Below are 26,154 nucleotides of genomic sequence, written 5' to 3' on the forward strand. Positions count from 1 at the left end.
CGTACGGCAACCCGTGCCGGGTCAGCCGATGTGGAAGCTGTCCCCGTACACCTTCCAGTCCAGCGGGGTGTTGAGGTCGAGGTTGCCCGCCCGCAGGAAGACCCGCTGGGCCGTGTCGACCCGGCTGGTGTCGCTGTGGGCCTCCTCCTGCTTCATGGCCCACACCCGCGCGTCCAGGAAGGCGTTGAGGTACGTGACCTCGTCGCCGCCCTGCGCCGGCGGCCGGGCCCGGTTCAGGGCGCGCTTGCGGATGTTGCGGAAGCTGGTCGGGTCCGTGCCGTCGCCGTGCATGACGATGGCGTCGTAGTACGCGAACTGACCGAGCACCCTGAGGCCGTCGGCCTTGCCCTGCTGCACGGCCGGGTTGAAGTACACCCGGTCGCGCTCGTCGTTCTGCGCCTGCTTGAACGCCTGGTCCTGTGCGGCCCGGCCCCAGTCGCGGGGGTAGTTCGGGTCGAGCCCGTCGTGCGAGTCGGTGCCGTCGACCCGGCGCAGCGCCGGCAGATACGGGGCGAGTACGTTGCCGGGGCGGCGGTCGGAGTACAGCTCGACGAGGTCGAGCATGTCGCCCGTGCCGGAGCAGAAGCCGATGATGCCGGCGGTGTAGCCGCGGCCGTCGCCGATGTCCTCGATGTACTTGTACTGGGCCTTCCAGTCGAGCGAGGAGTTCTCCGCGCTCGACACCAGCTTCATGGCGATCTCCTTCTTCGCCGGGTCGTCGAGTCCCACCGCGACGCTGTGCGCGGCGGCACGGGGGGAACCGAGGAGTGGGGCTGACGCCAGTGACGCGCCGATCAGGGTGAGAAGCGTACGGCGCGACGTGTGCGTGGGGTGCTTCACGGCGGCTCCAAGTGGAGGTGGGGGGTGGGGAGTTGGCCGTTGCTGATACTGATAGGAAGGTTTCCTATCAGAAACAGGGCGCACAGGGCACCGGTCGTGTCAAAGGTTCGTACCTATCTACAAGCCGCCATGGCTGCGGCAGGGGCTGCCGCGCCGGTCACGGAAGCGGCTGCTCCGCCCAGATCACCTTGCCCGCCGGCAGGTACCGCGTGCCCCAGCGCTCGGCGAGCTGCGCGACCAGGAACAGGCCGCGCCCGCCCTCGTCGGTCATGGCGGCGTAGCGCAGGTGCGGCGAGGTGCTGCTGGCGTCGAAGACCTCGCAGATCAGACTCCGGTCGCGCAGCATGCGCACCCGGATCGGGTCACCGCCGTACCGGATGGCGTTGGTGACCAGCTCGCTCAGCATCAGCTCCGTGGCGAACGACAGCTCCTCGAGCCCCCAGCGCTCCAGCGTCTCCGTCACCGCGGAGCGGACCTGGGCCACGGCCGCCGGGTCGGACGGCACGTCCCACTCGGCGACGAGGTCGGATCCGAGCGCCCGCGTCCGCGCCACGATCAGCGCGATGTCGTCGCTCTGGCGGCCCGCCAGCCGCGCCTCCAGTACGGCCTGGCAGATCTCCTCCGGCGAGCGGCCGCTCCCGGTCAGCGCCTCGCGCAGCAGCTCCAGACCCTCGTCGATGTCGTGGTCCCGGTCCTCCACCAGACCGTCCGTGTACAGCACGAGCCGGCTGTCCTCCGCGAGCTCCAGCTCGGCCGTCTCGAACGGCAGACCGCCCAGGCCCAGCGGGGGACCGGCGGGTACGTCCGGGAACTCCACGGTGCCGTCCGGCCGGACCAGGGCCGGCGGCGGATGGCCGGCGCGGGCGATCGTGCACAGCCGGGAGACCGGGTCGTAGATCGCGTACAGGCAGGTCGCGCCGGTCACCGCGGCGGTGTCGCCCTCCTGGGCCTCGTCCTGGTCGATGCGGGCGACCAGCTCGTCGAGCAGCGAGAGCAGCTCGTCGGGCGGCAGGTCCAGGGCGGAGAAGTTGTGCACGGCCGTGCGCAGCCGTCCCATGGTGGCCGCCGCGTGCAGCCCGTGGCCCACGACGTCCCCCACCACCAGAGCGACCCGGGCGCCGGACAGCGGCAGCACGTCGAACCAGTCGCCGCCCACGCCGGCCTGCGCCGGCAGATACCGGTAGGCGATGTCCAGGGCGTTCTGCTCGGGCAGGTTGCGCGGCAGCAGGCTGCGCTGGAGCGTGACCGCCATGCTGTGCTCACGCGTGTACCGGCGGGCGTTGTCGATGGACACCGCCGCCCGGGCCACCAGCTCCTCGGCGAGCGCCACCTCGTCGGCGTCGAACGGCTCGCCCTTCTGCGACCGCCAGAAGCTCACCACGCCCAGCAGCAGCGACCCCGCCCTGAGCGGCACCGCGATCAGCGAGTGGATGCCGAAGTCCACCACCTGCGCCGAGCGCTCCAGATCCTGGGCACGCCAGCCCGGCGCCTCATCGAGTCGCGGCTGGTTGACGGCCTGCCCGCCGCTCAGGGCCCGGGCCTGCGGCGAGGAGTCGACGAACCGGATCTGCTCGCCCACCGGGTACAGCGGCGCGTCCTTGCGGATGCCGCTGTACGCCGTGCGCCGCAGCCGCGTCACCGCCTCCGGCTGTCCGCCGCCCAGCACGGCCTCGAAGAGGTCGACGGTGGCGAAGTCCGCGAACCGGGGCACCGCCAGCTCCGCCAGTTCCTCGGCGGTCCGGGTGACGTCCAGGCTGGTGCCGATGCCCACTCCGGCGTCGTAGAGCATGTTCAGGCGCTCGCGGGCCTCCTCGGCGCGGCCGGACAGGGCGCGCAGCTCCGTCGAGTCACGCAAGGTGGCGACGCTGCCGGAGGGGCGGCCCCTGAGGTGGGTCGGGCGCTGGTTGACCGCGAGGAGGCGGTCCTTGACCAGGTGCACCTCGTCCGTGGCCATCCGGCCGGAGTCGAGGAGCTCGGCCGTGTCGGGGGCGAGGCCGAGGTCGAGGACCCTGCGTCCCTCGGCGTCCTCGGGCAGGTCGAGCAGCCGGTGCGCCTCGTCGTTGGCGAGGAGCAGCCGGCCCTCGTCGCCGACGATGATCACGCCCTCGCGCACGGCGTGCAGAACGGCGTCGTGGTGCTCGTACATCCGGGTCATCTCGTCCGGCCCGAGACCGTGCGTCTGCCGCAGCAGCCGCCTGCTGACCAGGGCCGTGCCGGCCGTGGACAGGGCGAGCGCGGCAGCGGCGGCGGTCAGGACGAGCGGTAGCTGCCGGTCCGCCGTACCGCCCACGGTGGCCGTCGTGATCCCGGCCGACACCAGGCCGACGACCTTCCCGTCGGGGTCCTTGATCGGGACCACGGCCTGCACGAGCGGCCCTATGGTTCCGGTGATCTGCTCGGTCACCACCTTGCCCTCGAGCGCGGGCTCCAGGTTCCCGACGAACTTCTTGCCGATGCGGTCGGGCTTGGGGTGGGTGTAGCGGATGCCGTCGGTGTTCATGACGACGATGAAGTCCACATCGGTGGCCTCGCGCGCCGCCTCGGCCTTCGGCTGGAGCACGGCCGTGGGATCGGGGCTGTTCAGCGCCTCCCGGGTGCCCGGCGCGTTCGCGAACGCCTCGGCCACCGCGACCGAGCGGTTGCGGGCCTCCTGCGTGCTGTCGTAGCGGACCTGGAGCACCAGGGCCACGACCGCGGCGACGACCAGCAGCAGCACGATCACGACCTGGAGCAGGAACACCTGCCCGGCGACGCTGCGGCCTCCTACGGCGGCCCGAAGCCAGGCGAGCGGGCCCCTGCGCGGCTCCTGTGCGCCCGGATCGAACGGCACTGCGCGTTCGGGCACCACCGTGCCGCGGTCCGGCGCACGCCAGGTGCGGGGACCGCTTGGACGACGTGCCGACCGGGCCCCGGATCGACCCGATAGTCGGACCATGTGCCCATGTCTACACTGCCGGGCCTCCGGAGGCGAGAGACGTCACGGACCGTGACAGGAGCTGTTTGCTCTCTCACACGACGATCACCCGACGATCACCGCAGTGATCCGCCGAAATCGGGCAACTCCCGCCCCCGCCACAGCAGTACGGCGCGGACGGCCCCCGGATGCGCAGGCTCGGCCCTCACTTCCGGCGCAGTGGTGTGGCGCGCCGGGTGGCGAGCAGCAGCGCGATGTCGTCGGGTCGGTCCGTCATGTGCCGGGCCGTCGCGGTGAGCCGGTCGGCCAGGCTCGCCAGTGAGCGGCCACCCGGGCGGGCACCCGGGCCGCCCGCCCTGGCCAGCGCCACCCGCAGCGCGCTGATGCCGTCGTCGATGTCGACGCCGGGCCGCTCCACCAGCCCGTCCGTGTACAGCGCCAGCACGGCACCGGGCTCCATCCGCAGCTCCGAGACCGGGTACTGGGCCTGCGGGTCCACGCCGAGCACGACGCCGCCCGGCAGGTCAAGGAGATGGGTGCGGCCGTCGGGGCGGCGCAGCAGCGGGCGCGGGTGCCCGGCCACGGCCGCCTGCGCGACGCCGGTCGCCGGGTCCAGCCGGATGTAGCAGCAGCTCGCGAACAGCCCGGCGTCGAGGTCGATGAGCAGGTGGTTGGTGCCGCTCATGACCTCGTCCGGCGGCCGGTCGCCGAGGGCGAAGGCCCGCACTGCGCTGCGCAACTGGCCCATGGTGGCCGCCGCCTGCACGCCGTGCCCCTGCACATCGCCGATGACCAGTGCGATCGCGTCCCCGGCGGACACGACGTCGTACCAGTCGCCGCCCACCTCCATGCCCTGGGTGCCCGGCAGATAGCGTCCCGCGGTCTCCAGCAGCGGGTGCTCCGACAGCCGCCGCGGGAGCAGCGCCTGCTGGAGACCGCGGGCCAGCGCGGCCTCGCTCTCGTAGCGCTGCGCCTTCTCCAGGGCGTGCGCGATCAGCCCGGCCATGGCGGTGAGCACCGAGCGTTCCTCGCCGCTGAAGCTGCGGGGCCGGTCGAAGCCGAGGATGCAGGAGCCGACGGGACGGCCGGAGGCGATCAGGGGCAGGAAGGCGCGGGCGCCCTCCGTCGCGTCCAGCGCGATGCCCGGGTAGGCGTCGGCGAGCTGCTGCATCGAGTCGAAGAACAGCGGGCGCCCGTTGGTCAGCGTCTCCACGCCCGGCAGCCCCTCGTCCAGCCCCACACCGTCGAACGGTGCGAGGAACCCCTTGGGGAAGCCCGTCTCCCAGGCCAGGTACAGATGCCGTTCCTGGAGCAGGTAGATGGCGAGCCGGCGGCCGCCGAACACGGGCAGCAGTTCCCGCATCACCACGGCGGACACCTGGCGGGGCGTGACGGCCTCCGTCAGCGCGATGGCGAGGACGATCGGGCGGTACAGGGGAGCGAGCGAAGGCGCCCCGGCGGCCTCCTGCGTGCCGTGCGCGTCCAGGAGGTCGGAGGTGGTGTCCGTCGCGCCGTGCCCCGGGCGGATCGTGCAGGTCAGCAGGTCGGGGCCGGGGTACAGGGACAGGGCCAGCAGTTCCTCGCTGAAGGTGCGGGCAGCGGTCTCGCGCTCGGGGTCGGGTGGTCTGCGGACGTGGAAGTGCACCGGATCCGGAGACAGCAGCGCGACCCGCAGATGGTCCTCGACGGTGGGCTGGTTCAGCCACGGCACGCTCTCCCACAGGGTCCGGCCCAGCAGCTCGCCGCGCGGCCGGCGCAGCAGCTTCGCCGCATGTGGGTTCACGTAGACGACCGAGCCCAGCCGGTCCAGGCAGAACACCCCGTCCGGTAGCTGATCGGCCGCCACGTCCGCCACCGCGCTTGCCCCCGGGTCGAGGACGACGCCGCGTACGGGCGCCGTGCCGAAGCGGGTCGTGTCGTCGTTCGGCCCCCAGACCTCGACCAGCCGCAGCGTGTCGTTGGCCGCGCGCACGTACAGGGGCAGGGCCGGTGGACGGCCGCCGGCCGCCTCCCGCAGCGCCGCCAGGATCCGGTCCGTGTCACTCGGGGCGACGGCCTGCGCGAACTCCTCCACGGTTGCGTGGGCCTCCCCGGGAGCGGCACCCAGGACGACGTTCAGCCGCTCCTCCGCGGTGACGACGTTCGTCCCCGGATCCCAGGCGAACCGGCCCAGATAGCCGGAGGGCCGACGCCTGGCCGGCGGCCGCACGCACAGCGGCACGCCGTCCCAGTTCACCGCCGAGGCGTCCGAGTCCTCAAGGGTCCGCAGCGCCGACCCCAGCTCCTTCGCGAGCTGGGCCATGCGCTCGCGCACGGGCAGCAGCTCGGTGGCGTCGCCCGCCGAGGGCCGCAGCACGGTCAGCACCCCGAAGACCGAGGATCCGCCGGTGACGGGGACGTACAGGGATCCGAACTGGAACGGCAGACCGGCCGCGAACTGCGGGTAGCGGCGCATCGTCTCCGTCGCGTTCGGCAGCACCACCTCGACGCCCAGGCGGTAGGCGTCCGCGACGGGGAACGGCCGGTCCACGTGCAACCGCCACCACGGCCGGAACAGCGGGCCCGGCAACCCCTCCAGCACCGCCAGCCGGAGCAGTCCGGGCGTGCTGGAGCGCAGATAGACCCCTCCCGCGTGCCCGCCGGCCGCGCTGATCGCCTCCGCCGAAGCATCGATCAGCAGCGCCGCCAGGCCGCCGGGTGTCCGCTCTGCGCCCTCGGCGCTCCCAGTCATCGGCCCTACCTCGTCCGTACGCCGTCACGCGCGCGACACAGCAAGAATGCGCCAAGACCCACCCCGCTCGCACCTGGGCGGCGGAACCCGGCGTACTCGCCCACCGTGCCGGGCGGGCCGGAACCCGGCCGGAACCGGTGCCCACACGGCAGGCACGGGCCCCGGACCAGCCCCTGCGCCCGGCAGTTACGTGAACGACGACTTCCGGCCACTGCGACTGCCTCCGCCGACGGGGTGCCGAAACCGTGCCACGGCCCCTGCCGTTGTCCATGCGATGCCCGGGGCTGTCCGGAAGACTCGGGAACGGGCTCGGCGGGCCCGGTACAGGCAGGAGAGCAGACGCATGGAGTACTACGACCTCGGCACGCACACCCGCTCTGTCACCACGTCCTCCGCCCAGGCCCAGCTCTGGTTCGACCGTGGCCTGGTGTGGACGTACGCCTTCCATCACGAGGAGGCCGTCGCCTGCTTCGAGGCCGCCGCCGAGGCCGACCCCGACTGCGCCATGGCCCACTGGGGCATCGCCTACGCGCTCGGGCCGAACTACAACAAACCCTGGGAGTTCTTCGACGACCAGGACCTCGCCCGTACCGTCGACCGTACTCATGCCGCCGTGGAGCTGGCCCACGACAAGGCGACGAATGCCACGCCCGTCGAGCAGGCCCTGATCGCCGCGCTGCGAGCCCGCTACCCGCAGGCCAAGGCGGTGGCGGACTGCTCGATCTGGAACGCCCCCTACGCCGACAGCATGCGCGCGGTCTACGAACTCGCGCCCGACGACCTCGACATCGCCACCCTGTACGCCGACGCGCTGATGAACCTCACGCCCTGGCAGCTCTGGGACCTAAGGAGCGGCGAACCGGCCGAGGGGGCCCGCACCCGGGAGGCCAAGGCGGTGCTCGACCGCGGCCTCGCCACCCCCGCAGGGCGCGACCACCCGGGGCTGGTCCACATGTACATCCACCTCATGGAGATGTCCCCGACCCCGGAAGCCGCCCTGAGGGTCGCCGACCGACTGCGCGGACTGGTGCCCGACGCAGGGCACCTCAATCACATGCCCTCGCACCTGGAGGTGCTGTGCGGCGACTACCGGCGGGTGGTCTCCGACAACACCGCCGCCATCGCGGCCGACGAGAAGTACCACGCCCGGGCCGGGGCGATGAACTTCTACACCCTGTACCGCTCGCACAACTACCACTTCAAGATCTACGGCGCGATGTTCCTCGGCCAGTCCGAGGTCGCCCTGGAGACCGCCGCACAGCTCGAGGCGTCCATCCCCGAGGACCTGCTGCGGGTGCCGAGCCCGCCCATGGCCGACTGGCTGGAGAGCTTCCTCGCCATGCGGGTCCACGCACTGATCCGCTTCGGCCGCTGGGAGGACATCCTGGCCCTGCCGCTGCCCGCCGACCCGGAGCTGTACTGCGTGACGACCGCGATGCTGCACTACGCCCGCGGCGTCGCCCTCTCCGCCACCCACCGTGTTGCGCAGGCGGAGGCGGAACGCCGGCTCTTCCGGGCGGCCATCGCCCGGGTCCCCGAGACCCGCATGCTCTTCAACAACACCTGCGCCGACATCCTCGCCATCGCCTCGGCGATGCTCGACGGCGAGCTGGAGTACCGCAAGGGTCACCACGACGCCGCCTTCGCCGCGCTGGAACGCTCCATCGAGCTGGACGACAGCCTTCCCTACGACGAACCGTGGGGCTGGATGCAGCCCACCCGGCACGCCTACGGCGCCCTCCTGCTCGAACAGGGACGCGTAGTGGAGGCCGAGGCCGTCTACCGGGCCGACCTCGGTCTGGACGGCACCCTCCCGCGCGCCCTCCAGCACCCCGGCAACGTCTGGTCCCTGCACGGCCTCCACGAGTGCCTCATGCTTCTGGGCCGGACCGGGGAGGCGCAGATGGTGGCCCAGGAGCTGCGCCTCGCCGCCGCGCTGGCGGACGTCCCCATCGAGGCGTCCTGCTTCTGCCGGCTCGACACGACCGCCGCAGCGGCCGCCGAGGACGGCTGCTGCGCGGAGTGAAGGGACCGGGGCAGCCTGCGTGGCGAGTGGGCGTCGACCGTTCCAGGACGTGGTGTCAGCGTTTCCCCGGCGTGCCGGGCAGCGGCTGTTCGAACCAGACCACCTTGCCCGTGCTCACCCTCGTCGCGCCCCAGCGCAGCGCGAGCTGGTCGACGAGGAACAGGCCTCGGCCGCCCTCGTCGCTGAGCCGTGCGTGCCGCATCCTCGGCACCACCGTCGAGTCGTCGCCCACCTCGCAGCGCAGCACGTCCGTGTGGAGCAGCCGCAGGGTGATCGGCCGGGTGGCGAACCGTACGGCGTTCGCCACCACCTCGCTGACCAGCAGCTCGGTCGTTTCCACCAGGGATTCCAGACCCCAGTCGGCGAGCGTGCGGCGGGTCAGCCGACGGGCCTGACCGGCGGTCTGCGGGCGAGGTGCCATGTACCAGTACGCGACGGTCTCCGGCAGGATGCCCTCGAACCGGGCGGCCAGCAGCGCGATGTCGTCGTCGCGCACTCCCGATCCCAGAGTGCCGAGGGCCGCGTCGCACAGTTCCTCCAGCCCCAGGTGAGCGGATCCGCGGGCTGCCGTACGCAGCCGTGCGCACAGTCGCTCCACACCCGTCACGACGTCCGAGTCACGGGACTCGACCAGGCCGTCGGTGTACAGCAGCAGCGTCGCCCCGGCCGGCGCGTGCGTCTCGACGGACTCGAAGCCGCCGCTGCCGACGCCGATCGGCGCTCCGGGCGGGGCGTCCAGGACCTCGACGCGGCCGTCGGGACGCAGCAGCACCGGCGGCAGATGGCCGGCGTTGGAGACCAGCAGCCGGTGCAGCACGGGGTCGTACATGGCGTACAGGCAGGTCGCCGTGTGCTCGCTGCCCAGCCGCCCCGCCTGGTCGTCGAGGTGGTGCAGCACCTCGTCCGGGGGCAGGTCCAGCCCGGCCAGGGTCTGCACGCTGGTGCGTAGCTGACCCATGATCGCCGCCGAGGTCATGGAGTGGCCCATCACATCGCCGATGACCAGGGCGACACGGTTGCCGGGCAGCGGGATGGCGTCGTACCAGTCGCCGCCGACCTGTGCGGTGCGCGAGGACGGCAGATAGCGGCTGGCGAGGCGGACGCCGGGCGGTTCCGGCAGCGACGGCGGGAGCATCGTGCGTTGCAGGGTGTTCGCGACGGAGGCCTCACGCTCGTACAGCATCGCCTTCTCCAGCCCGAGCGCGGTGTGCGTGGCGAGCTGGGAGGCCACGAGCAGATCGTCGGCGGTGAAGTCCGGTCGGTCGGGTTCGCGCACGAGGAGGACGCTGCCCAGGGCGTGGTTGCGGCCGTGCAGTGGCGCGATGATCAGCCGTTGCCCGGGCGGGGGTGCCGGGGGAGTGCTCGCCGTGCCCAGCAGCTCGGCTGCCGCGGAGGCGACGCCCGGGGTGTCGCCCAGCGCCGGGCGCCCGTCCCGCAGGAGTTCGGCGAGGGGGCTGCCGGGAACCGGGTGCACGGTCTCCGCTGCCGGGAGGCCATGAGGGGCGGCCGGCGGCGGCTCGGGCGCAGGGGGCGGCTCGGCGGCCTGGGCACCGGGGTCCTGGCGTTCGGAGAGGTCCGTGCAGTGCAGGCGCAGGACGCCCGGACCGGCGTCGGTCTCGTCGCCGACCGGCAGCGGCGCGTAGAGGTGGATGAACGCCCGGTCGGCGAAGGCCGGGACGGCCGCCCGGCACAGTTCCCACAGGGTCTCGTCGAGGTTCATGCCGCGGGCGATCCGGCGGGTTGCGGCGTCGAGGTAGCGCAGCCGGTCGGTGAGCGGCTCGGCGAGGTCCGGCCCGTCGCCGGTGCGGGTCGGGGGAGGAGCCTGTGCGGACGGGGGCGACGGATCGGGGTGCTGCGGCCGGTGTGCGAGCGCAGCACCTTCACGCATGCCGGGTGTCTGCTCCCGGATGCCGTCACCACCTCCGAGCTGCTTCGCCATGCCCGTCCTTCTGCCTGCCCTTCCGGCTGTGCGGCCCGCGTCGCGGCGAGCGGATCAGAAGTCGTCAGGCCCGCCGTGCGCAGCGCAGGAAGATCTGCACCTCGGGCTGGATGTCGGCGACCGCCGGCGCGTAGGTGTACGAGGTCTCGTCGACGATCTCGAAGCCCGTTCCCTCGACGACCTCGCGCAACTCCTCCCCCAGATAGCCGGAGACGCGGATGCTGCTCCCGATGAACGGGATCGCGAAGTCGTCCACATCGGCCTCCACCATCGACAGCGCGAACAGACCCCCCGGAACGAGCAGGTGGCGGACGGTTCGCAGAGCGAGCGGGATCTCGCCACGCGGCAGCATGAGCAGGGAGAAGAAGGCGGTCACCGCCTGGAAGCGCCCGAGATCCAGGGGACCGCCGGGCCGCAGATCGGCGATGTCCGCCCGATGGAACACGCCGCCGGGCACGTGGCCGCGGGCCAGCGCGACCATGCGCTCCGACAGATCCACGCCGATGACCTCGAATCCCGCCAGGGCCAACTGGCGCGCGGTCGGGAGCCCGGTGCCGCAGCCCAGGTCCAGTACCCGGGATCCGGTCCGCAGGGACCCGATGAGCCAGTCGGCGGCCGCGATCTGGCCCTCCTTGTGCGGGAAGGCCTCGTCGTAGCGGTCGCCGATCGCGTCGAAGGCCTCGGCCTGACCTGTGCGGTCGCGCCGTAGGGCACCGTAGTCGAGCTCGTCGGGAGGGTTGCTCACAAGGATTCTCCTTGGAGGCATTATGGTCGGTTTCCCTGACTTCACATAGGCATGAAGTTATTCATGTCGACGTGACCAATAATGCCCGACTTCGGCGCCGATGCTCGCGCCGGGGCCCCTGGATCCCCGCGAGCATCGTCGCTCACGGCGCCACGTCCTCCAGCGGCCGTCCGCTCGTCTCCTCCGCGGCCGCCCCCGCCGTGAGCGACCCGAGGAGGGCGACCACGGCGAGGGTCACGAAGACGGCGCCGAGCGCGCCGCCCGCGTACGCCGCGCCGACGACGATCGGACCGAGGATGACGCCGAGGAAGAACACCGCCGACAGGGACGTCCAGATCAGCACGCTGCTCGCCGAGCCGCCGGCGAACAGGCCGAGGAGCAGCAGGCACAGGGCGGCGCCGCCCAGGCACCACGTGACGGTGTGGCGCCGCCCGACCCGGTCGACGGTCAGGGCGACGGCGAGACAGCCGAGGAAGCCCGCGCAGGACGTCACCGTCGAGTACAGCAGCGCGTCGGACAGGCTCAGGTGGAACCGGGAGCCGTAGATGGTGGGCAGTCAGGACGAGATGCCGTAGTTGACGAAGTAACCGCAGAGCCAGGACGAGACGCCGTAGTTGACGAAGTAACCGCAGAGCCAGGACGAGACGCCGTAGTTGACGAAGTAACCGCAGAACCACAGGGGCGCAGACGACCAGGGTGCGCTTGCGGTAGCGGCCGGTGAGGAGCTCGCGCAGACCGCTCCTGGCGTGGGGCTCGCGTACGACGGGCGCCGTGGGCGCCGGCTGTGCCAGCGGCTCACCCGTGATCTTCTCCACCTTCGCCTCGATCGAGGCCATCGTCGCGAGCGCCTCCTCGTGCCGGCCGTGGTCCGCGAGCGGCGCGGCGACTCGGGCACACAGCGCACGACCAGCACGCACAGCACTCCGGGGATCGCGGCGAGGCCGAACATCCAGCGCCAGCCGAGCAGCGGCATCAGCCACCAGGCGAGCACGGCGCACGCGGTCAGACATCCCCGGCCGCCAAGGAGAAACAGCCACATGCCCACCGCCGACCTCGTCATCACCGGCGCCCGCGTCCGCACCCTCGACCCGGAGCGCCCGTACGCCTCCGCGGTGGCCGTGCGCGACGGCCTGATCGCCGCCGTCGGTGAGGAAGCCGACGTACGGGACTGGCGTGGATCCGGCACCGAGGTCGTGGACCTGGCCGGGGCAAGCCTCGTGCCCGGCCTGGTCGACTGCCACAGCCACCCCGTCTGGGGCCTGGAGATGGCCACGGGACTGGATCTGTCCGACGTCCGCGACCTCGACGGACTGCGGGCCGCGCTCACCGGGGCCGAGCGGACCGAGGGATGGGTCGTCGGCTACGGCCTCGACCACAACGCCTTCGAGGGCCGCCCCATCGACCGGGCCCTGATCGAGGACGTACTGGACGGCGCCCCGGCCTTCTTGCGCCTGTACGACGGGCACTCGGCCCTCGTGACCGGCGCGGCACTGACGGCGGCAGGCGTCACCGGGCCCCGGACCTTCGCACAGCGCTCCCACCTCGTGACCGACGCCGACGGGCGTCTGACCGGGCACCTCGTCGAGCACGCCGCGATGGACCTGGTCGGCGCGGTCGTGCCCCGGGCCTCGCACGCCGAACGGCGCACTCGACTGGTCGAGTTGCTGTCGGATATGGCGGCGACCGGACTCATCGGAGCCCACGTGATGGACCTCGGCGACCTCGACCTGGTCGACACCGTGGCACGGGAGATGGTCCTGCCGCTGCGGCTGCGCTTCGCCCCTTGGTGCATGCCGGGCGTCGACAAGGAGGCCCTGGACGAACTCGTCGCGCTGCAGGACCGCGCCGGGCGGCACTGGCGGGTGGGCGGGGTGAAGTTCTTCATGGACGGCACCGTCGAAGGCGGCACCGCCTGGCTGGAACACCCGGACTGCCACGGCCAGGGCACCGACGCCTTCTGGCCGGACCCTGCCGCGTACAGCGAGGCCGTACGCCACCTGCACCGCGCCGGCGTGCGGACGGCGACCCACGCGATCGGCGACGCGGCCGTGCGCCACGTCCTCGACACCGTCGAGTCACTCGGGCCGGACGCCCGCCTCGTCCACCGCGTGGAGCACTTGGAGTCGGTGCCGGACGACACCGTGGCCCGGTTCGCGCCCCTCGGCGTCATCGCCTCCATGCAGCCCCGCACACCGCGTACACCCGGTCCGACCGGTCCGACGAGTGGTCCCAGCGGCTGGGCGGGGCGCGCGCCGCGCGGGCCTGGCGTCTGCGGGACCTGCGGGACGCGGGAGCGGTCGTCGCGCTCGGCTCGGACTGGCCCATCGCCCACTTCGACGCCCGTACGGTCCTGGCAACCGCCCGGGCGCCCCGCGGAGCGGCCTCCGCCAAGGCGGGACTGACGGGTCTTCAGGCCCTGGAGGGCTGCACCTCGCACGCGGCCCTCGCGGCCGGCGAGGCGTCCGTCGCCGGGCGCATCGCCGAAGGCTTCCGGGCCGACCTGACCGCCCTGGGCGTCGATCCCGTCGAGGCGGATGGCGACGAGGTCGCCGAGGCGCCGGTGCGCCTCACCGTGACGGGCGGACACGTGGTGCATCGCGAGGTCTGAGCACGGGCGCGGCCGGCTCGCTCGAACCAGCGGGGCGGCCCTCGGCGCCGATGCGGGCGCGGCTGGTCGGCCGCAGCAGGGCCGGCCCTCGGCACCGATGCGGGCGCTGCCGGTCAGCCGCAGCAGCGCCGCGCGTCGTCAACGGTCGGACGGCCGCCGCGAGTTGTCGTCGACGGCCGGCCGCCGCGAGTTCAGGGCAGCTCGGCCCGCTCCGGACTGTCGTCGAGGAAGCCGCCCGACTGGTGCTGCCACAGCTTGGCGTAGGCGCCGTCCATGGAGAGCAGTTCGTCGTGGCTGCCCTGCTCGACGATCTGTCCGCGATCGAGCACGACGAGCCGGTCCATGGTGGCGACCGTGCTCAGCCGATGCGCCACCACGAGCGCCGTCCGCCCCTCCATGAGCCGCCACAGCGCCTCCTGGACGAGGAGCTCGCTCTCCGAGTCCAGAGCGCTCGTCGCTTCGTCGAGCAGGAGGATCGGTGCGTCGCGCAGGATCGCCCGGGCCAGGGCCACCCGCTGGCGCTGGCCGCCCGACAGCTTGATGCCGCGCTCGCCCACCATGGTGTCGAAGCCGAGCGGCAGCGCGTCGGCGAACTCCGTGACATGCGCCGCCTCGGCCGCGCGGCGGATCTCGGCGTCGTCCGCGTCCGGCCGGCCGAACGCGATGTTGTCCCGCAGCGTGCGATGGAACATCGCCGGGTCCTGCGGAACGTAGGCGATCTGGCCGCGCAGGTCCGTCTGGCGCAGCTTGCTGATGTCCTGACCGCCGATCAGGATCCGTCCGGCGTCGATGTCGGTCATCCGCAGCAGCAGCCGGGTCAGCGTGGTCTTGCCGCCGCCGGACCGGCCCACGAGGCCGATCTTCGCGCCGGAGGGCACGGCCAGGTCGAGCCCGTCGAACAGCGGCCGGCCCGCAGTGTGGGCGAAGGTCACCTTCTCGAAGCGGACGTCGGAGGACTCGGTCAACAGCGGCTCCGGCGACGGCGGATCGAGCACGGTCGGCGGGGTCAGCAGCAGCTCGGTGAACTGCGCGGCCTCCGTCATCGAGCTCTCCAGCCGACGGTAGATCTGGTTGAACTCGAACATGATCCGCGTCGCGTTGCTGTAGTAGGTGAAGGCCACCACGATCGCCTCCACCCCGTGCGCGCCCCCGCCGAGCGTGACCGCGAGCAGCAGGCCCAGCGCGTTCGTCAGCACCGACATCGGCGCGACGAAGGTGTCGATGCGCAGATTGCCGTAGTCCCACGACCGCAGCGTGAGCCGCCGGGACGCGGCGACCCGGGAGCGGTGCTCGGCGGCCTCGCGCTCCTCGGCGGCGAACGCCCGCACCGTGTCCATGTTCATCAGGCTGTCGGCGACATGCCCCGACACCCGCGCGATGGCCTCCTCACGCTGGTCGACGAGCGCCTGCCGGCGCCGGATGAGCGGCACCACGCACACCGCCGTCACCGTGATCATCGCCAGGAGGCCGACCACGAGCAGCGGTTCGTAGCGCCACAGGACCACCGCGCCGAACACCAGCGGCACGAACATCCCCACGATCTGGAACGTCAGCGTGTCCACGAACTGCTCGAAGCGGGAGGCGAAGCTGAGGACTCGCTTGGTGAGCGACCCGGCGAAGTTGTCGTGGAAGAACGCGGCGTCCTTGGCGAACAACTCGTCCATGCCGACCACGTACAGATGCTCGATGCCCAGGGCGTCCAGGCGGTTGAGGCAGTGCAGCGCCACCCGCCACAGCGCCTCCGAGAGCAGCAGCACACCGACGAAGCCGACGACGTACGGCAGTGTGGAGGCGACGGTGATGTCCGCGTCGCCGGCGATCTCGCCGACGAGCTTGGCGACGATCAGCGGCGCCACATAGTTGATTCCGATGTTGCCGACTGCCGACAGCAGCATCGTCGGCACCGCCAGCCACCTCAGACGGGCCAACTCCCGTCCGTAGTGACGAAGTGCGAGAAGCACCGACCTCTTGCCCGGCAGAACCCTGCGTGATTCAGGCGTACCCATCCCACCCCTGTGACCTATGACTACGTAGAGTTTCTGGTCGAATACGCAGTGTCCCGCGAGGGTGGTCGCGCAGTCCAAGCGTTTTCCGGGCCGGCGGGAGCGCGTGGGGGGCGTACGGGGCAACCGGAGCCGCGACTTCCCTGTACCACAAGTAACATGATCCACTTTTCTCTCGGTGCCATTCCCGGCACCGCGGCACCCGCTCGGCCGCCCCCTTCCGTCGATCACTCAGAGGACTTCCATGTCGTCTCAAGGCGATGCCCTCAGGCAGGCGCACACCGACTACGAGCAGCACATGCGGACCTGCCGGCAGTGCCACGCCGACGGCGCGCCGTGCGCGGTCGCGAAGCATCTGCTGCGGCTGTACAACAACGCCCGAAGAAACGGCACCCGAGCGGGCACGGGAGATCGCTGACCGCGCCCTTACGTCCGCTGACCTGCGCGGTCTTCAACCGCGCGGTGATCGGCGGCCGGCCCGTCACTTCAGGACCGTCTCCCAGGTGTCGACGGCGAAGTGCACGGTCATCCCGTGCCGGGCGTACAGGGCCGGAGCCCCCGTGGCGTTGGAGGTGTCCACGCCTAGTCCCACCGTCTCCCGGCCGCGCCGGGCGAACGCGGCGAACGCATGCCTCAGCAGCAGGCCACCGAGACCTGCGCCCCGCGCCTCACGCCGCACGCCTATGCTCCGGATCCAGCCCATGGCCTCACGGTCGTCGCGCGCGATGAGGAACCCGGCGTCGCCGAGTTCCTCGGTGCCGGCGATCCACACCATGGACCAGTCGAGGGTGTCCGCGTCGACGTCGTACAGCCACTGCTCGTAAGCGCGCGGCTGGAAGTCGAAGTGCTCGGCGAAGCTGGACTGGTACAGCGCGTGGACGCGCGCACGGTCCGCCTCGTCGGCGCACGCCCGCAGCGTCACGCCGGCCGGGAGCGTCGGCACGAGGTCCTCGGCGGCGTTCAGGGGGCGTTGCAGCACGTGATAGCGCCGCACGGCGTACCAGCCGCGACGCGTGATCAGGTCGGTGTCGAGGGTCGGCTCCGTGTTGAGGTGCAGATGCACCACCGCCCTGCCCGCACCGTTCTCATGGGCCTTGTCCATGGCCCGGGCCTGCATCGCGTCCAGGATCAGCTCACCGGCCCGCTGATGTTCGGGGAGCACGTAGTGGTCGACGTCGACGCGCTCGCCCCCCGACTCGTCCCACAGCAGGCCGTACGCCACCAGCCGGTCGCCGTCGAAGGCCAGCCACGAGTCGCGTTCCAGGGTGATGTCGGGCCGCTTCAGATCGGCCTCGACGGTGTGCAGGTCGGTCTCGGGCCGGCCGATCTCGATCCGGTCGACTTCGTTGAGGAGCTCGGTGACGGCGGCCGCGTCGGTGAGGCGGGCCGGACGAAGGGCGTAGGGCATGGCCTCAGGGTCCGGGGAGGGCGGGGCGGCCGCAACGGATTTTCGACGGCCGCCCCGCCCTCCCCCTGCTCAGGGCTGTGCCGTCAGCAGTCGCGGACGCCGGCGATCTTCTCGCCGCCCCGGATGTAGAGGTTGTTCACCCACGCGATGTCGCTGCCGGCGAACTCCTGCACAGCCGTCCACCAGTCGTTGCCGCCGACGGCAGGGTCGTTGACGTACTGGCCCCGGGTCTGGCACACGGCGTCCATCCAGTACTGCGAACGGACCGTGAGCCGCGGGGAGTCGGCCGTCGGCTGGCTGCGCAGGTTGACGTCCGTCGCCCAGATGTAGATGTCGGTCAGGGTCGGGTCGCCCTGGTTCGCGGCCGCGACGGCGGACGCGTCGGCCTTCGGCGCGGCCTCGGCCGTGGCGGCGAGGGTGCCGACAGAGAGCGCGGCCACGGCCAGGACGGTGGCGTAGCGACGCAGCGGTGTCTTCACGGGTGTCCCCCGGTCGTTGAAGGTGTCGGTATCGGTCGTTGAAGGCGACAGTGGTCAGCAGGTCGCCGAAGCGGGCTGGTCGCCGTACACGTTGCCCTTGAGGTACACGGCGTTCCCCCCTGTTTTGCGCAAGTTGCGGCAGCGCGGAGGCTTTTCGAGGAGTCGTTCGCTCGGCACCTGGCCGACGCCCCGAACCCTAGGCGAGCACGGTGCCCAAGGGACCCTGACACTTGTCAGGTACCGCTGCGGCGGCTTGGGCCCCTACGGTCCTGACGACGAGGAATGCGAAGCCGGACGACGGCAGGCACCACCGTCAAGACGACACCACCAACCCATGAAAGAGGGCTCGCATGCGTCGCCGTACGCTCCAGACCCTGCTGGCCACATCGGGCGCCGCCGTGATGCTGGCGCTCACCCCGCTGACCGCCGAAGCCGAGCCGTTCTCGGGCGGCAACTACGGGGCCTACGGATTCGAGGACCAGTACCCGACCGTCGGCGGCTGCACCGGCAGCTTCCGGCAGGTCGGCGCGACCAAGACCGCCCAGGGCATGTCCCTGAAGTACTTCTACTCCGACAGGTGCGGTTCCTACGCCCGTATCGACAACTCCCGCACCAACTGCGCAGCCGTCATCGAGCGCTCGAACTCCGGGGCGGGGAACGCGGACGGCTGGGTCTCGGAGACCGTCGACCCGGGCATCAACTACGCCTACACGAAGATCGGCAACAACCTCAACGGCCGCGTCTCACGTGCCCTGCTGACGTGCGACGGCCACGTCCTGACGAACACGAACTGGTACTGAGCGCCGGACGGCGCCGCGGTACCGACATGGTCCGGCCGGGAACGGGGGCAACCGGCCGGGCCATGCGCTCGTCCTAGGGATCATGGTCACCGTCGCCAACCTCGGCCCCTTGGCCGCCTCGTCACGCCAGCTCCTGGAGTTCGCGTGGATACAGACCCGGTCCTGCGCCTTCGCCATCGCCCTGATGTCCGGCGTGGCGGCGTCCACCCTGCTGCCCGGCCTGCCCGTGGCCCGCTACGACCTGCTCGTCGTCTACGGTGTGCTGCTGACGCTGCTGTTCTGGCTGCGTGGCTGGGAGAACGGGCGGGACGTCGGCGTCATCGCCGTCTGCCATGTCATCGGCCTGGCGTTCGAGGTCGTGAAGGTGTCACTCGGTTCGTGGAGCTATCCGGAGCCGGCCGTACTGAAGTTCGCGGGCGTCCCGCTGTACGGCGGGTTCCTGTACGCCGCCGTCGGCAGCTACGTCTGCCGGGCCTGGCATCTGTTCGACCTGGAGCCGGTCCGCTACCGCCCCCGCTCGACGGCCCTGGTCGCCGCGGCCATCTACATCAACTTCTTCAGCCACCACTGGCTGCCCGACGCGCGCTGGCTGCTGGCCGCGGCTCTGCTGGCCGTCACCGCCGGCAGCTCCGTGCGCTATACCGTGCGCGGTGTACGCCGCCGGATGCCGCTCGCGCTGTCGTTCGTCCTGATCGGCTTCTTCCTGTGGGTCGCGGAGAACCTCGCCACCTACGTGGGCGCCTGGCGCTACCCCTACCAGGCGGACGGCTGGCAGCCCGTGGGTGTGGAGAAGTTCGGTGCCTGGTCCCTGCTGATCAGCGTCACCTTCGTACTGGCGGCGGTCGCCCGGTCGCGGCGTGGACACGGCGAGGCCGCTGCCGTGGGGGCCGGGAAGAGGTGACGGCGGGGACCCGGCCCCCGCCGTCACGCACAGCCGGCCGGCGCTACTCGCTCTTCGGGCCCGCCTGCTGTACGACCTCGAACGACCACAGCGTGGACCCGCTCGCCGCCGGCTTGGGGCGCTCGCCCTCCGTGCCGCCGCCCTGGTGGGCCGACTTCATGGGACCCTCCATCCAGGCCTGGAAGGACTCCTCGTCCCGCCAGCGGGTGTACACGAGGTAGGTGTCGGTGCCCTCGACCGGGCGCAGGAGCTCGAACCACTCGAACCCGTCGGAGCCCTCCACGGCGTGCGCACGGGAGGCGAAGCGCTTCTCCAGCGTCTCGCGCTGCTCGGCCGGGACGGTCAGCACGTTGATCTTGACTACGCTCATGGTGCTCATCCTGCCGCACGGCCGCCGGCCGGCACGCGGCGGCTCGTGCATCACGGCAACGAGGTCACTCGGCGGGGAGGGGCGGTCCGGCGGGGGAGCGCCCAGAACACCCCTCCCCGCTCCGGATCACGCGGTGTGCAGCGTCAGGCCGTAGCGGCCGAGGATCTCGTTGACCGGCTGGAACCAGGTCTCCCCGCCGCCGGAGCAGTTGCCCCAGCCGCCCGAGGTGACCCCTTGCGCCTGGTCCCCGCTGATGAAGGAGCCTCCGGAGTCACCGGGTTCGGCGCAGACGCTGGTCTTGGTCATCTGGTGCACCGCGCCCTGGCTGTAGTTGACGGTCTCGTTCTTCGCCAGCACCGCGCCGCAGTGCCAGTGCGTGGTGGAGCCGGACCGGCAGATGGAGGTGCCGACGGGAGCCTCGGCCGAGCCCCGCACGAGCTGGTCCGGGATCGTGCCCCAGCCCAGCACGACCGGTACGGTCCACCAGCCGCTGCCGACGTTCACCCAGGCGTAGTCGTTGTCCGGGAACGAGGAGCCCTGGAAGTTCCCGATGTAGCTGCCGTCCCAGCCGCGGACGCCGGCGCCCGCCTGCCCGCAGTGCCCAGCGGTGATGAAGCCGCCGTGCACCGAGAAGCCTATGGAGCAGCGGACGTTGCCGGTGTAGTAGGGGTCGCCGCCGACCGTGCCCGCCGCGAAGGTGCGCGGGGCGGCGGGGACCGTCTCGACGGTGACGGGTCCGGTCGCGCGAGCACGGGAGACGAAGCGGCGGACATCGTTGTCAGTGCGCTCGGCGTCGACGACGTTCACGACCACGGTGTTCGCCATCGGGTCGACGTGCCAGCCGCCGACGCCCGAGGGCGCGGAGAGACGGTCGATGCGTGCCTTGGCCGCGTCGAGTTCCCGCGCGCTGTGCGTGACGGTGCGCACGGTCGCCCCGGTGGCCCGGACCTTCCGTACGGTCGCGGCGGGGGAGTTCGACGTCACGGCCACCGTGAGCCGTTCGCTCTTCGCGTCGAACCACGAGCCGCCGTAGGCGGATCCGGCCGCCTTGCGTGCCTTCGGGGCGAGGTCCATGGCGGTGCGTTCCGCCGCGAGCCGGGTCTCGGCCTGCTCCTTCGACAGGCCGAGGTCGCGCTGCATGGCCTGGAGCAGTCCGGCGGAGGCGGGCGCGGTATCGGCCGCCGTGGGGGAGTCGTCCGCCGCGGCCTGCCCGGTCCCGCCGGCGGTCCAGCCGCCGAACAGCAGGATTGCGGCCAGGCCGGCGTACTTGAGTCTGCTGCGTCTCAAGGGAGTTGCCCTTCGTCGTTCCAGCAAGGTGGGGTGGAACAACCGCAAGCTGAGAGCGCTCTCACTCGGTGTCGGGCAGAGCATAGCCAGGGTGGCGTGTCAGGTCCAGACCAAAATTCCGCCGGGTGTTCCGGCCGCAATTCCGCCGGATGTTCCGGCCGAACGGCACGCCTAAACGCAGCGCACCCCGGATGCCGTCGGGCGTCCGGGGTGCGCGAAGGAACCGCGCGGCTCGTGCCTCAGCCGAGTTGGCCCGTCCGGGCCTCCCGCCACAGGTCGACGCCGCCGTCGGTGGCGTACTTGTCGATCTCGGCGAGTTCCTCGTCGCTGAAGTCGGCCTTCTCCAACGCGGCCACGTTCTGCTCCAACTGCTCGGTGCGCGAGGCGCCGATCACCAGCGACGTCACACGCCGGTCGCGCAGCGCCCAGGCCAGCGCCATCTGGGCGAGGCTCTGCCCGCGCCGGGCCGCGATGTCGTTGAGCGCGCGCAGCCTGCGCAGCATGTCGTCCGTCAGCCAGGTCTCGTCGAACGACTTGCCCTGGGTGGCGCGCGAGCCGGCGGGGACACCGTCGAGGTAGCGCCCGGTCAGCAGCCCCTGGGCCAGCGCGGTGAAGCCGATCACCCCGAAGCCCTCCTGCTCGGCCGCGTCCAGCAGGCCCTCGGTCTCGATCCAGCGGTTGAGCATGCTGTACGACGGCTGGTGGATGAGCAGCGGCGTGCCCAGCTCCCGCAGGATGGCGGCCGCCTGCCGGGAGCGCTCGGCGTCGTACGAGGAGATGCCGACGTAGAGGGCCTTGCCCTGGCGGACGGCGGTGTCGAGCGCACCCATCGTCTCCTCCAGCGGCGTGCTCGCGTCGAGCCGGTGGGAGTAGAAGATGTCGACGTAGTCCAGCCCCGTCCGGCGCAGCGACTGGTCGAGGGAGGCGAGCACGTACTTGCGCGAGCCGCCGCCCTGGCCGTAGGGGCCGGGCCACATGTCCCAGCCCGCCTTCGTGGAGACCACCAGCTCGTCCCGGTAGGGGGCGAGGTCCTGCTTCAGCAGACGGCCGAAGTTGATCTCGGCGGCGCCGTAGGGCGGGCCGTAGTTGTTGGCGAGGTCGTGGTGGGTGATGCCCAGGTCGAAGGCGCGCAGGGCGATCTCGCGCTGGGTCTCGAAGGGCTTGTCGTCGCCGAAGTTGTGCCAGTACCCCAGGGACAGCACGGGCAGGTCGAGTCCTGAGCGTCCGGTGCGCCGGAACCGCATGGTGCCGTTGTAGCGCTCGGGATCGGCGACGTGGTTCATCGAGTGTTCTCCGCATGGTGCAGTCGGGGGGCGGGTGAGGACCTGTTCACTGTGCTCCAGCCTGATTCTGACGTCCAACGCATCCTTTTCATCGGATTCAGCGACACCGTTTCTGAATGCCGGGTGCCGCCGCTGCTCCGGCTTGCGCGAGGTGTCTGCGGGCTCCTTGTTTCTGTAAATTAGTAATTAATATTGACAGGGTTCCGACCGCGCGCCACAGTCTTCGCCGTGACGCCGACGGCCCCCGCCCGACCCGAGCGGCCCGCGTCACACCTCCTCCTGCTTACCGACCTCCGGGAGAGGCACGTGACTTCACTCGCCCTCGCGACCGCGATCTCCGTGGTCCTGACCGCCTCCGCGGCCCCAGCGGGCGCCGCCGACACCACCGCGGACGCCGTGGACCAAGGAGCGCCCGCCTTCTACGACAGCGGTCTCGCGCCGACGCCGTACATGGGCTGGAACACCTACTACGGGCTCGGCGCGCCCACCGAGAAGGAGGTCCGCGCGGTCGCCGACAAGCTCGTCAGCAGCGGGCTGCGCGACAGCGGCTACGACATCGTGTGGCTGGACGGCGGCTGGCAGGCCGACAACCCCCGCGACGCCCAAGGGCGGCTGGCGGCCCACCCCGACCGCTTCCCCTCCGGCATCCCCGCGCTGGTCTCCTACCTGCACAAGCGCGGACTGAAGGCAGGCATATACACCGACGCCGGCACCTACGACGGCGGCAAGACCTGCGGGCTCGGCAGCCGCGGCCACTACACCGAGGACGCCCGGCAGTTCGCCGACTGGAAGGTCGACGCCATCAAGGTCGACTTCCTGTGCGGCATCGGCGCGAAGCTCGATCCGGGGCCCGCGTTCAAGGAATTCAGCGACGCCGTCGCCAAGTCCGGGCGCAGGATGCTGCTGAACCTCTGCAACCCGCTCACCGACGACTGGGGCCTGCCGCACACGCCCGAGCAGGACGCACACAACACCTACGCCTACGCCCCGACGATCGCGGACTCCTGGCGCACCGGCACGGACATCGCCTGGGGCACGCCGAGCCCGGGCCAGTGGCCCAACGTGCTGCGCAACATGGACGCCAACGCCTGGCACCCCGAGGCACAGGGGCCCGGCCACTACAACGACCCCGACTACCTCATCCCCACGCGCCGCATGGCCGACGGCTCCTTGGAGCTGACCGAGGAGGAGTCGACCACCCAGTTCGTGATGTGGGCCGAGATGGCCTCGCCGCTCGTCCTCGGCTCCGACCCGCGCACCCTGTCCGCGTCGATGATCAGGACGCTGCGCAACCCCGAGATCATCGCCGTGAACCAGGACCCGCTCGCCATACAGGGCGTCCGGGTGGCCACCGACTCCGTGGGTGACGTCTACAGCAAGGTCCTCGAAGGGCACGGGCGGCGCGCGGTCGTGCTGCTCAACCGCTCGGACAAGCCGGCCGAGCGCACGGTGAACTTCGCCGACGCCGCGCTCGGCGGGCCGGTCAAGGTGCGCGACCTCAGAGCCCGCGCCGACCGCGGCATGCACACCGGGTCGTACACCGTCGAGGTCCCCGCGCACGGGACGGCGTTCCTGAAGCTCACCGGCGAAGACGCCCTGCCGGGTACGAGCCTGGGCGAGAAGGCCACCGCCAGCCCGGCCGTCGTACGCGCCGGGGACACGCTCAGCACCTTTTTCCGCGGACCGCGCGGGAACCTCGTCCAGCACACGGCGTCCGCCGACGGCGGCTCGCGCACGAGGGACCTCGCAGGTCCGGCGGGTGGCGGGATCCTCGGCCAGCCCGCCGCGTACGCCTCCGCCGGCGGCCGGATCGACGTGTTCGTGCGCGGCGCCGACTCCCGTGTCTACCGGCGCGTGTTCGCCGACGGCCGCTGGGGCGGCTGGCAGAGCCTGGGCGGGCGGGTGACCGACGCGCCGTCGGTGGCGTTCACCGACCCCGCGCACTGGACGCTCGTCGCGCGCGGGGAGGACGGCCGGGTCGCGCAACGCGAGCCGGCGTCCGACTGGACGTCGCTGGGCGCGCCGGGTGAGAGGCCGGTCTACGGCAGGCCCTCCGCCGCCGTCGACGCGCAGGGGCGTGTCCATGTCGCCGTGCGCACCGCGGCGGACGACATCTGGACGCGCTCACGGGACGCCTCGGGGGAGTGGTCGGGGTGGACCTCGCTCGGCGGGACCGTCAGCGGCAGCCCGACCCTGGTCGCCGTGGGGGACGCCGTGGTGCTGTACGCACGGGCGGGTGACTACACGCTCTGGCAGCAGCGCTACGAGGGCGGCGCCTGGCAGGGCTGGACGAAGCGTCAGGAGTTCCCCAGCGCCGCGTTCGAAGGCGCGCTCGGGGCGGTCGCGGGACCGGGCGGTGCTGTCGACGCCGTGTTTCGCGGGGTCGACGGGGACGTCCACCGGGCCCAGTTCAAATAAATTAGTAATTAATCTTGACGTGGCCGAAGTGCCACGCGAACCTGGATCCGCCGCGAGCGGGCCCCCTGTCGTCAGGAGGGCCGGCCCGCCGCGGGGATCCACAGGGAGCACTCCATGCCGAACCCGCACACCAGCCGACGGCGCTTCCTCGCCGGACTCGGCGCCACCGGCACGGCCGCGCTGCTCAGCGGCTGCGTCACCTCGACCTCGTCCTCGAAGTCCTCCTCCGGCGGCGCGGTCACCCTCCAGTCCAACCTGTCCGCGCCGCAGGCCAAGGCGGCGATGGAGGACCTGGTCGCCGCCTACGGCAAGACGGACGCCGGCGACGTCAGCCTCAACACGGTCGCCGCGGAGACCTTCCGCACCCAACTGCCGACGTATCTGACCTCCGCCAACCCGCCGGACGTCTACACCTGGTACCCCGGCTCGGTGGCGGACGCCTACGCGAAGAAGGACCTGCTGCTCGGCCTCGACGACCTCTGGGGCTCGTCCGACCTCAAGCGCTACTCCAAGGCGCTGCACTCGCTGTGCACGTCGAGCTCCGGCAAGAAGGTCTTCGTCCCGGCCACGTACTACTGGTGGGGCATGTTCTACCGGAAGTCCAACTTCGCCAAGTGGGGCGTGAGCGAGCCGAAGAGCTGGGACGACTTCCTCGACCTGTGCGACAAGCTCAAGAGCAAGGGCGTCGCCCCGATCGGCCTGGGCGCCGGCGGCAACACCGCCTGGGTGGCCTCCGCGTGGTTCGACTACCTCGACATCCGCATCAACGGCGCCCAGTACCACCGTGAACTCCTCGCCGGGAAGCACCGCTTCGACGACCCCGAGGTCCGCAAGGTCTTCGACCGCTGGCAGGAAGTGCTGCCGTACTTCGACCCGAACGGCACCGCCGGCGCCTTCCAGGACGCCACGACCGCGCTGCTCAACGGCCGCAGCGGCATGATGCTGATCGGCACCTTCTTCGCCGACGCGGCGCCCAAGGACGCCCTCGACGACATCGACTTCTTCCGCTTCCCGGTCATCGACTCCAAGGTCCCCCTCGCCGAAGAGGCCCCCACCGACGGCTACTTCGCCAGCGCCCGCACCGGACGCAAGGACGGAGTGCTCGACCTGCTGGGTTACCTCGCCACCGCCGAGGCCCAGGAGATCTACATCAAGGGCTCCTCCGGCACCGTCCTGCCCTGCCACCCCGACGCCAAGGACTCGGGCACCCCGCTGGTGAAGAAGGGCCGCAAGCACATCGAGGAGGCGGCCGAGATCACCCAGTTCTTCAACCGCGACTCCAGCGACGCCCTCCAGCCCACCGCCGACAACGCGCTGACCAAGTTCCTCGCCAAGCCCAAGGAGATCGGGTCCATCCTCACCGACTGGCAGCGCGAAGCCGAGAAGATCTGGAACGCCTGAC

Annotated in this window: 19 protein-coding genes and 1 pseudogene; 7 read left to right on the plus strand and 13 right to left on the minus strand. The window is 71.5% G+C overall.

Translation table 11 applies throughout. The features are described from left to right. Nucleotides 1-21 precede the first annotated feature (21 nt). The 3 genes from ACZ69Q_RS08255 to ACZ69Q_RS08265 form a co-directional block, all read right to left on the minus strand. A complete protein-coding gene (locus ACZ69Q_RS08255) occupies nucleotides 22-840 on the minus strand; it encodes a chitosanase (RefSeq protein WP_471038350.1) in 819 nt (272 codons plus the stop codon). Between the two features lie 157 nt (nucleotides 841-997). Next, on the minus strand, nucleotides 998-3,775 hold the full coding sequence (locus tag ACZ69Q_RS08260; protein WP_471038353.1) for a SpoIIE family protein phosphatase: 2,778 nt from the start codon (nucleotides 3,773-3,775) through the stop codon (nucleotides 998-1,000). A 184-nt stretch (nucleotides 3,776-3,959) separates the two neighbouring features. Further along, nucleotides 3,960-6,485 carry a SpoIIE family protein phosphatase gene (locus ACZ69Q_RS08265; protein ID WP_471038358.1) on the minus strand — a complete coding sequence of 842 codons (2,526 nt, stop codon included), beginning with the start codon at nucleotides 6,483-6,485 and terminating at the stop codon, nucleotides 3,960-3,962. A 343-nt stretch (nucleotides 6,486-6,828) separates the two neighbouring features. Here ACZ69Q_RS08265 and ACZ69Q_RS08270 point away from each other — a divergent pair, with 343 nt between their 5' ends. Beyond that, entirely contained in the window at nucleotides 6,829-8,511 is a 1,683-nt protein-coding gene (locus tag ACZ69Q_RS08270) for a tetratricopeptide repeat protein (RefSeq protein WP_471038362.1), read from the plus strand. A gap of 55 nt (nucleotides 8,512-8,566) precedes the next feature. Here the strand turns inward: ACZ69Q_RS08270 and ACZ69Q_RS08275 are convergent, their stop codons facing one another. The 4 genes from ACZ69Q_RS08275 to ACZ69Q_RS08290 form a co-directional block, all read right to left on the minus strand. Further along, nucleotides 8,567-10,450: an ATP-binding SpoIIE family protein phosphatase gene (locus tag ACZ69Q_RS08275; protein WP_471038363.1), complete on the minus strand. Its 1,884-nt coding sequence runs from the start codon at nucleotides 10,448-10,450 to the stop codon at nucleotides 8,567-8,569. A 64-nt stretch (nucleotides 10,451-10,514) separates the two neighbouring features. Next, nucleotides 10,515-11,195, minus strand: a complete 681-nt coding sequence (locus ACZ69Q_RS08280; protein ID WP_471038364.1) for a class I SAM-dependent DNA methyltransferase — start codon at nucleotides 11,193-11,195, stop codon at nucleotides 10,515-10,517. 142 nt (nucleotides 11,196-11,337) lie between these two features. Further along, the gene (locus ACZ69Q_RS08285; RefSeq protein ID WP_471038367.1) at nucleotides 11,338-11,688 is read right to left on the minus strand and encodes a hypothetical protein; all 351 of its coding nucleotides are present in this window, start codon (nucleotides 11,686-11,688) and stop codon (nucleotides 11,338-11,340) included. 63 nt (nucleotides 11,689-11,751) lie between these two features. Next, nucleotides 11,752-12,234: a hypothetical protein gene (locus ACZ69Q_RS08290; protein ID WP_471038369.1), complete on the minus strand. Its 483-nt coding sequence runs from the start codon at nucleotides 12,232-12,234 to the stop codon at nucleotides 11,752-11,754. On the opposite strand from ACZ69Q_RS08290, the pseudogene ACZ69Q_RS08295 reads away from it, so the two are divergent. Beyond that, nucleotides 12,233-13,803 (plus strand): annotated as a pseudogene (locus tag ACZ69Q_RS08295) (amidohydrolase). The gene ACZ69Q_RS08290 and the pseudogene ACZ69Q_RS08295 sit on opposite strands and share 2 nt — an antisense overlap. A gap of 191 nt (nucleotides 13,804-13,994) precedes the next feature. Here ACZ69Q_RS08295 and ACZ69Q_RS08300 read toward each other — a convergent pair. Beyond that, on the minus strand, nucleotides 13,995-15,809 hold the full coding sequence (locus ACZ69Q_RS08300) for an ABC transporter ATP-binding protein (RefSeq protein ID WP_471038371.1): 1,815 nt from the start codon (nucleotides 15,807-15,809) through the stop codon (nucleotides 13,995-13,997). Between the two features lie 241 nt (nucleotides 15,810-16,050). Here ACZ69Q_RS08300 and ACZ69Q_RS08305 point away from each other — a divergent pair, with 241 nt between their 5' ends. Continuing rightward, on the plus strand, nucleotides 16,051-16,224 hold the full coding sequence (locus ACZ69Q_RS08305; protein WP_471038375.1) for a hypothetical protein: 174 nt from the start codon (nucleotides 16,051-16,053) through the stop codon (nucleotides 16,222-16,224). A gap of 63 nt (nucleotides 16,225-16,287) precedes the next feature. On the opposite strand, the gene ACZ69Q_RS08310 is transcribed toward ACZ69Q_RS08305, so the two are convergent. After that, nucleotides 16,288-17,214 (minus strand): GNAT family N-acetyltransferase, encoded by a 927-nt coding sequence (locus tag ACZ69Q_RS08310; protein ID WP_471038376.1) that lies wholly within the window; start codon nucleotides 17,212-17,214, stop codon nucleotides 16,288-16,290. 83 nt (nucleotides 17,215-17,297) lie between these two features. Then, on the minus strand, nucleotides 17,298-17,693 hold the full coding sequence (locus ACZ69Q_RS08315; RefSeq protein ID WP_471038377.1) for a peptidase M23: 396 nt from the start codon (nucleotides 17,691-17,693) through the stop codon (nucleotides 17,298-17,300). A gap of 350 nt (nucleotides 17,694-18,043) precedes the next feature. On the opposite strand from ACZ69Q_RS08315, the gene ACZ69Q_RS08320 reads away from it, so the two are divergent. Continuing rightward, on the plus strand, nucleotides 18,044-18,493 hold the full coding sequence (locus ACZ69Q_RS08320) for a hypothetical protein (RefSeq protein ID WP_471038379.1): 450 nt from the start codon (nucleotides 18,044-18,046) through the stop codon (nucleotides 18,491-18,493). A gap of 82 nt (nucleotides 18,494-18,575) precedes the next feature. Beyond that, entirely contained in the window at nucleotides 18,576-19,394 is an 819-nt protein-coding gene (locus ACZ69Q_RS08325) for a DUF817 domain-containing protein (protein ID WP_471038382.1), read from the plus strand. 43 nt (nucleotides 19,395-19,437) lie between these two features. Here the strand turns inward: ACZ69Q_RS08325 and ACZ69Q_RS08330 are convergent, their stop codons facing one another. From ACZ69Q_RS08330 to mgrA, 3 genes are all read right to left on the minus strand, one after another. Then, the gene (locus ACZ69Q_RS08330) at nucleotides 19,438-19,764 is read right to left on the minus strand and encodes an antibiotic biosynthesis monooxygenase family protein (RefSeq protein ID WP_471038386.1); all 327 of its coding nucleotides are present in this window, start codon (nucleotides 19,762-19,764) and stop codon (nucleotides 19,438-19,440) included. A 126-nt stretch (nucleotides 19,765-19,890) separates the two neighbouring features. Further along, entirely contained in the window at nucleotides 19,891-21,051 is a 1,161-nt protein-coding gene (locus ACZ69Q_RS08335; RefSeq protein WP_471038390.1) for a S1 family peptidase, read from the minus strand. A 239-nt stretch (nucleotides 21,052-21,290) separates the two neighbouring features. Continuing rightward, the gene (gene mgrA, locus ACZ69Q_RS08340; RefSeq protein ID WP_471038393.1) at nucleotides 21,291-22,334 is read right to left on the minus strand and encodes an L-glyceraldehyde 3-phosphate reductase; all 1,044 of its coding nucleotides are present in this window, start codon (nucleotides 22,332-22,334) and stop codon (nucleotides 21,291-21,293) included. A gap of 306 nt (nucleotides 22,335-22,640) precedes the next feature. On the opposite strand from mgrA, the gene ACZ69Q_RS08345 reads away from it, so the two are divergent. Next, nucleotides 22,641-24,752 carry a DUF8189 domain-containing protein gene (locus tag ACZ69Q_RS08345; protein ID WP_471038395.1) on the plus strand — a complete coding sequence of 704 codons (2,112 nt, stop codon included), beginning with the start codon at nucleotides 22,641-22,643 and terminating at the stop codon, nucleotides 24,750-24,752. 114 nt (nucleotides 24,753-24,866) lie between these two features. Further along, a complete protein-coding gene (locus tag ACZ69Q_RS08350; RefSeq protein ID WP_471038397.1) occupies nucleotides 24,867-26,153 on the plus strand; it encodes an ABC transporter substrate-binding protein in 1,287 nt (428 codons plus the stop codon). Nucleotide 26,154: the final 1 nt, after the last annotated feature.

This window comes from Streptomyces sp. NPDC036764 (assembly GCF_055609385.1).

Excerpts from the sequence above, each read along its gene's own strand:
- ACZ69Q_RS08265 (WP_471038358.1), bottom strand. The coding sequence starts at position 6,485 with ATGACTGGGAGCGCCGAGGGCGCAGAGCGGACACCCGGCGGCCTGGCG.
- ACZ69Q_RS08320 (WP_471038379.1), top strand. The coding sequence starts at position 18,044 with ATGCGTCGCCGTACGCTCCAGACCCTGCTGGCCACATCGGGCGCCGCC.
- mgrA (WP_471038393.1), bottom strand. The coding sequence starts at position 22,334 with ATGAACCACGTCGCCGATCCCGAGCGCTACAACGGCACCATGCGGTTC.
- ACZ69Q_RS08310 (WP_471038376.1), bottom strand. The coding sequence starts at position 17,214 with ATGCCCTACGCCCTTCGTCCGGCCCGCCTCACCGACGCGGCCGCCGTC.
- ACZ69Q_RS08300 (WP_471038371.1), bottom strand. The coding sequence starts at position 15,809 with ATGGGTACGCCTGAATCACGCAGGGTTCTGCCGGGCAAGAGGTCGGTG.
- ACZ69Q_RS08325 (WP_471038382.1), top strand. The coding sequence starts at position 18,576 with ATGGTCACCGTCGCCAACCTCGGCCCCTTGGCCGCCTCGTCACGCCAG.
- ACZ69Q_RS08330 (WP_471038386.1), bottom strand. The coding sequence starts at position 19,764 with ATGAGCGTAGTCAAGATCAACGTGCTGACCGTCCCGGCCGAGCAGCGC.
- ACZ69Q_RS08270 (WP_471038362.1), top strand. The coding sequence starts at position 6,829 with ATGGAGTACTACGACCTCGGCACGCACACCCGCTCTGTCACCACGTCC.
- ACZ69Q_RS08290 (WP_471038369.1), bottom strand. The coding sequence starts at position 12,234 with ATGTGGCTGTTTCTCCTTGGCGGCCGGGGATGTCTGACCGCGTGCGCC.
- ACZ69Q_RS08260 (WP_471038353.1), bottom strand. The coding sequence starts at position 3,775 with ATGGTCCGACTATCGGGTCGATCCGGGGCCCGGTCGGCACGTCGTCCA.
- ACZ69Q_RS08350 (WP_471038397.1), top strand. The coding sequence starts at position 24,867 with ATGCCGAACCCGCACACCAGCCGACGGCGCTTCCTCGCCGGACTCGGC.
- ACZ69Q_RS08275 (WP_471038363.1), bottom strand. The coding sequence starts at position 10,450 with ATGGCGAAGCAGCTCGGAGGTGGTGACGGCATCCGGGAGCAGACACCC.
- ACZ69Q_RS08305 (WP_471038375.1), top strand. The coding sequence starts at position 16,051 with ATGTCGTCTCAAGGCGATGCCCTCAGGCAGGCGCACACCGACTACGAG.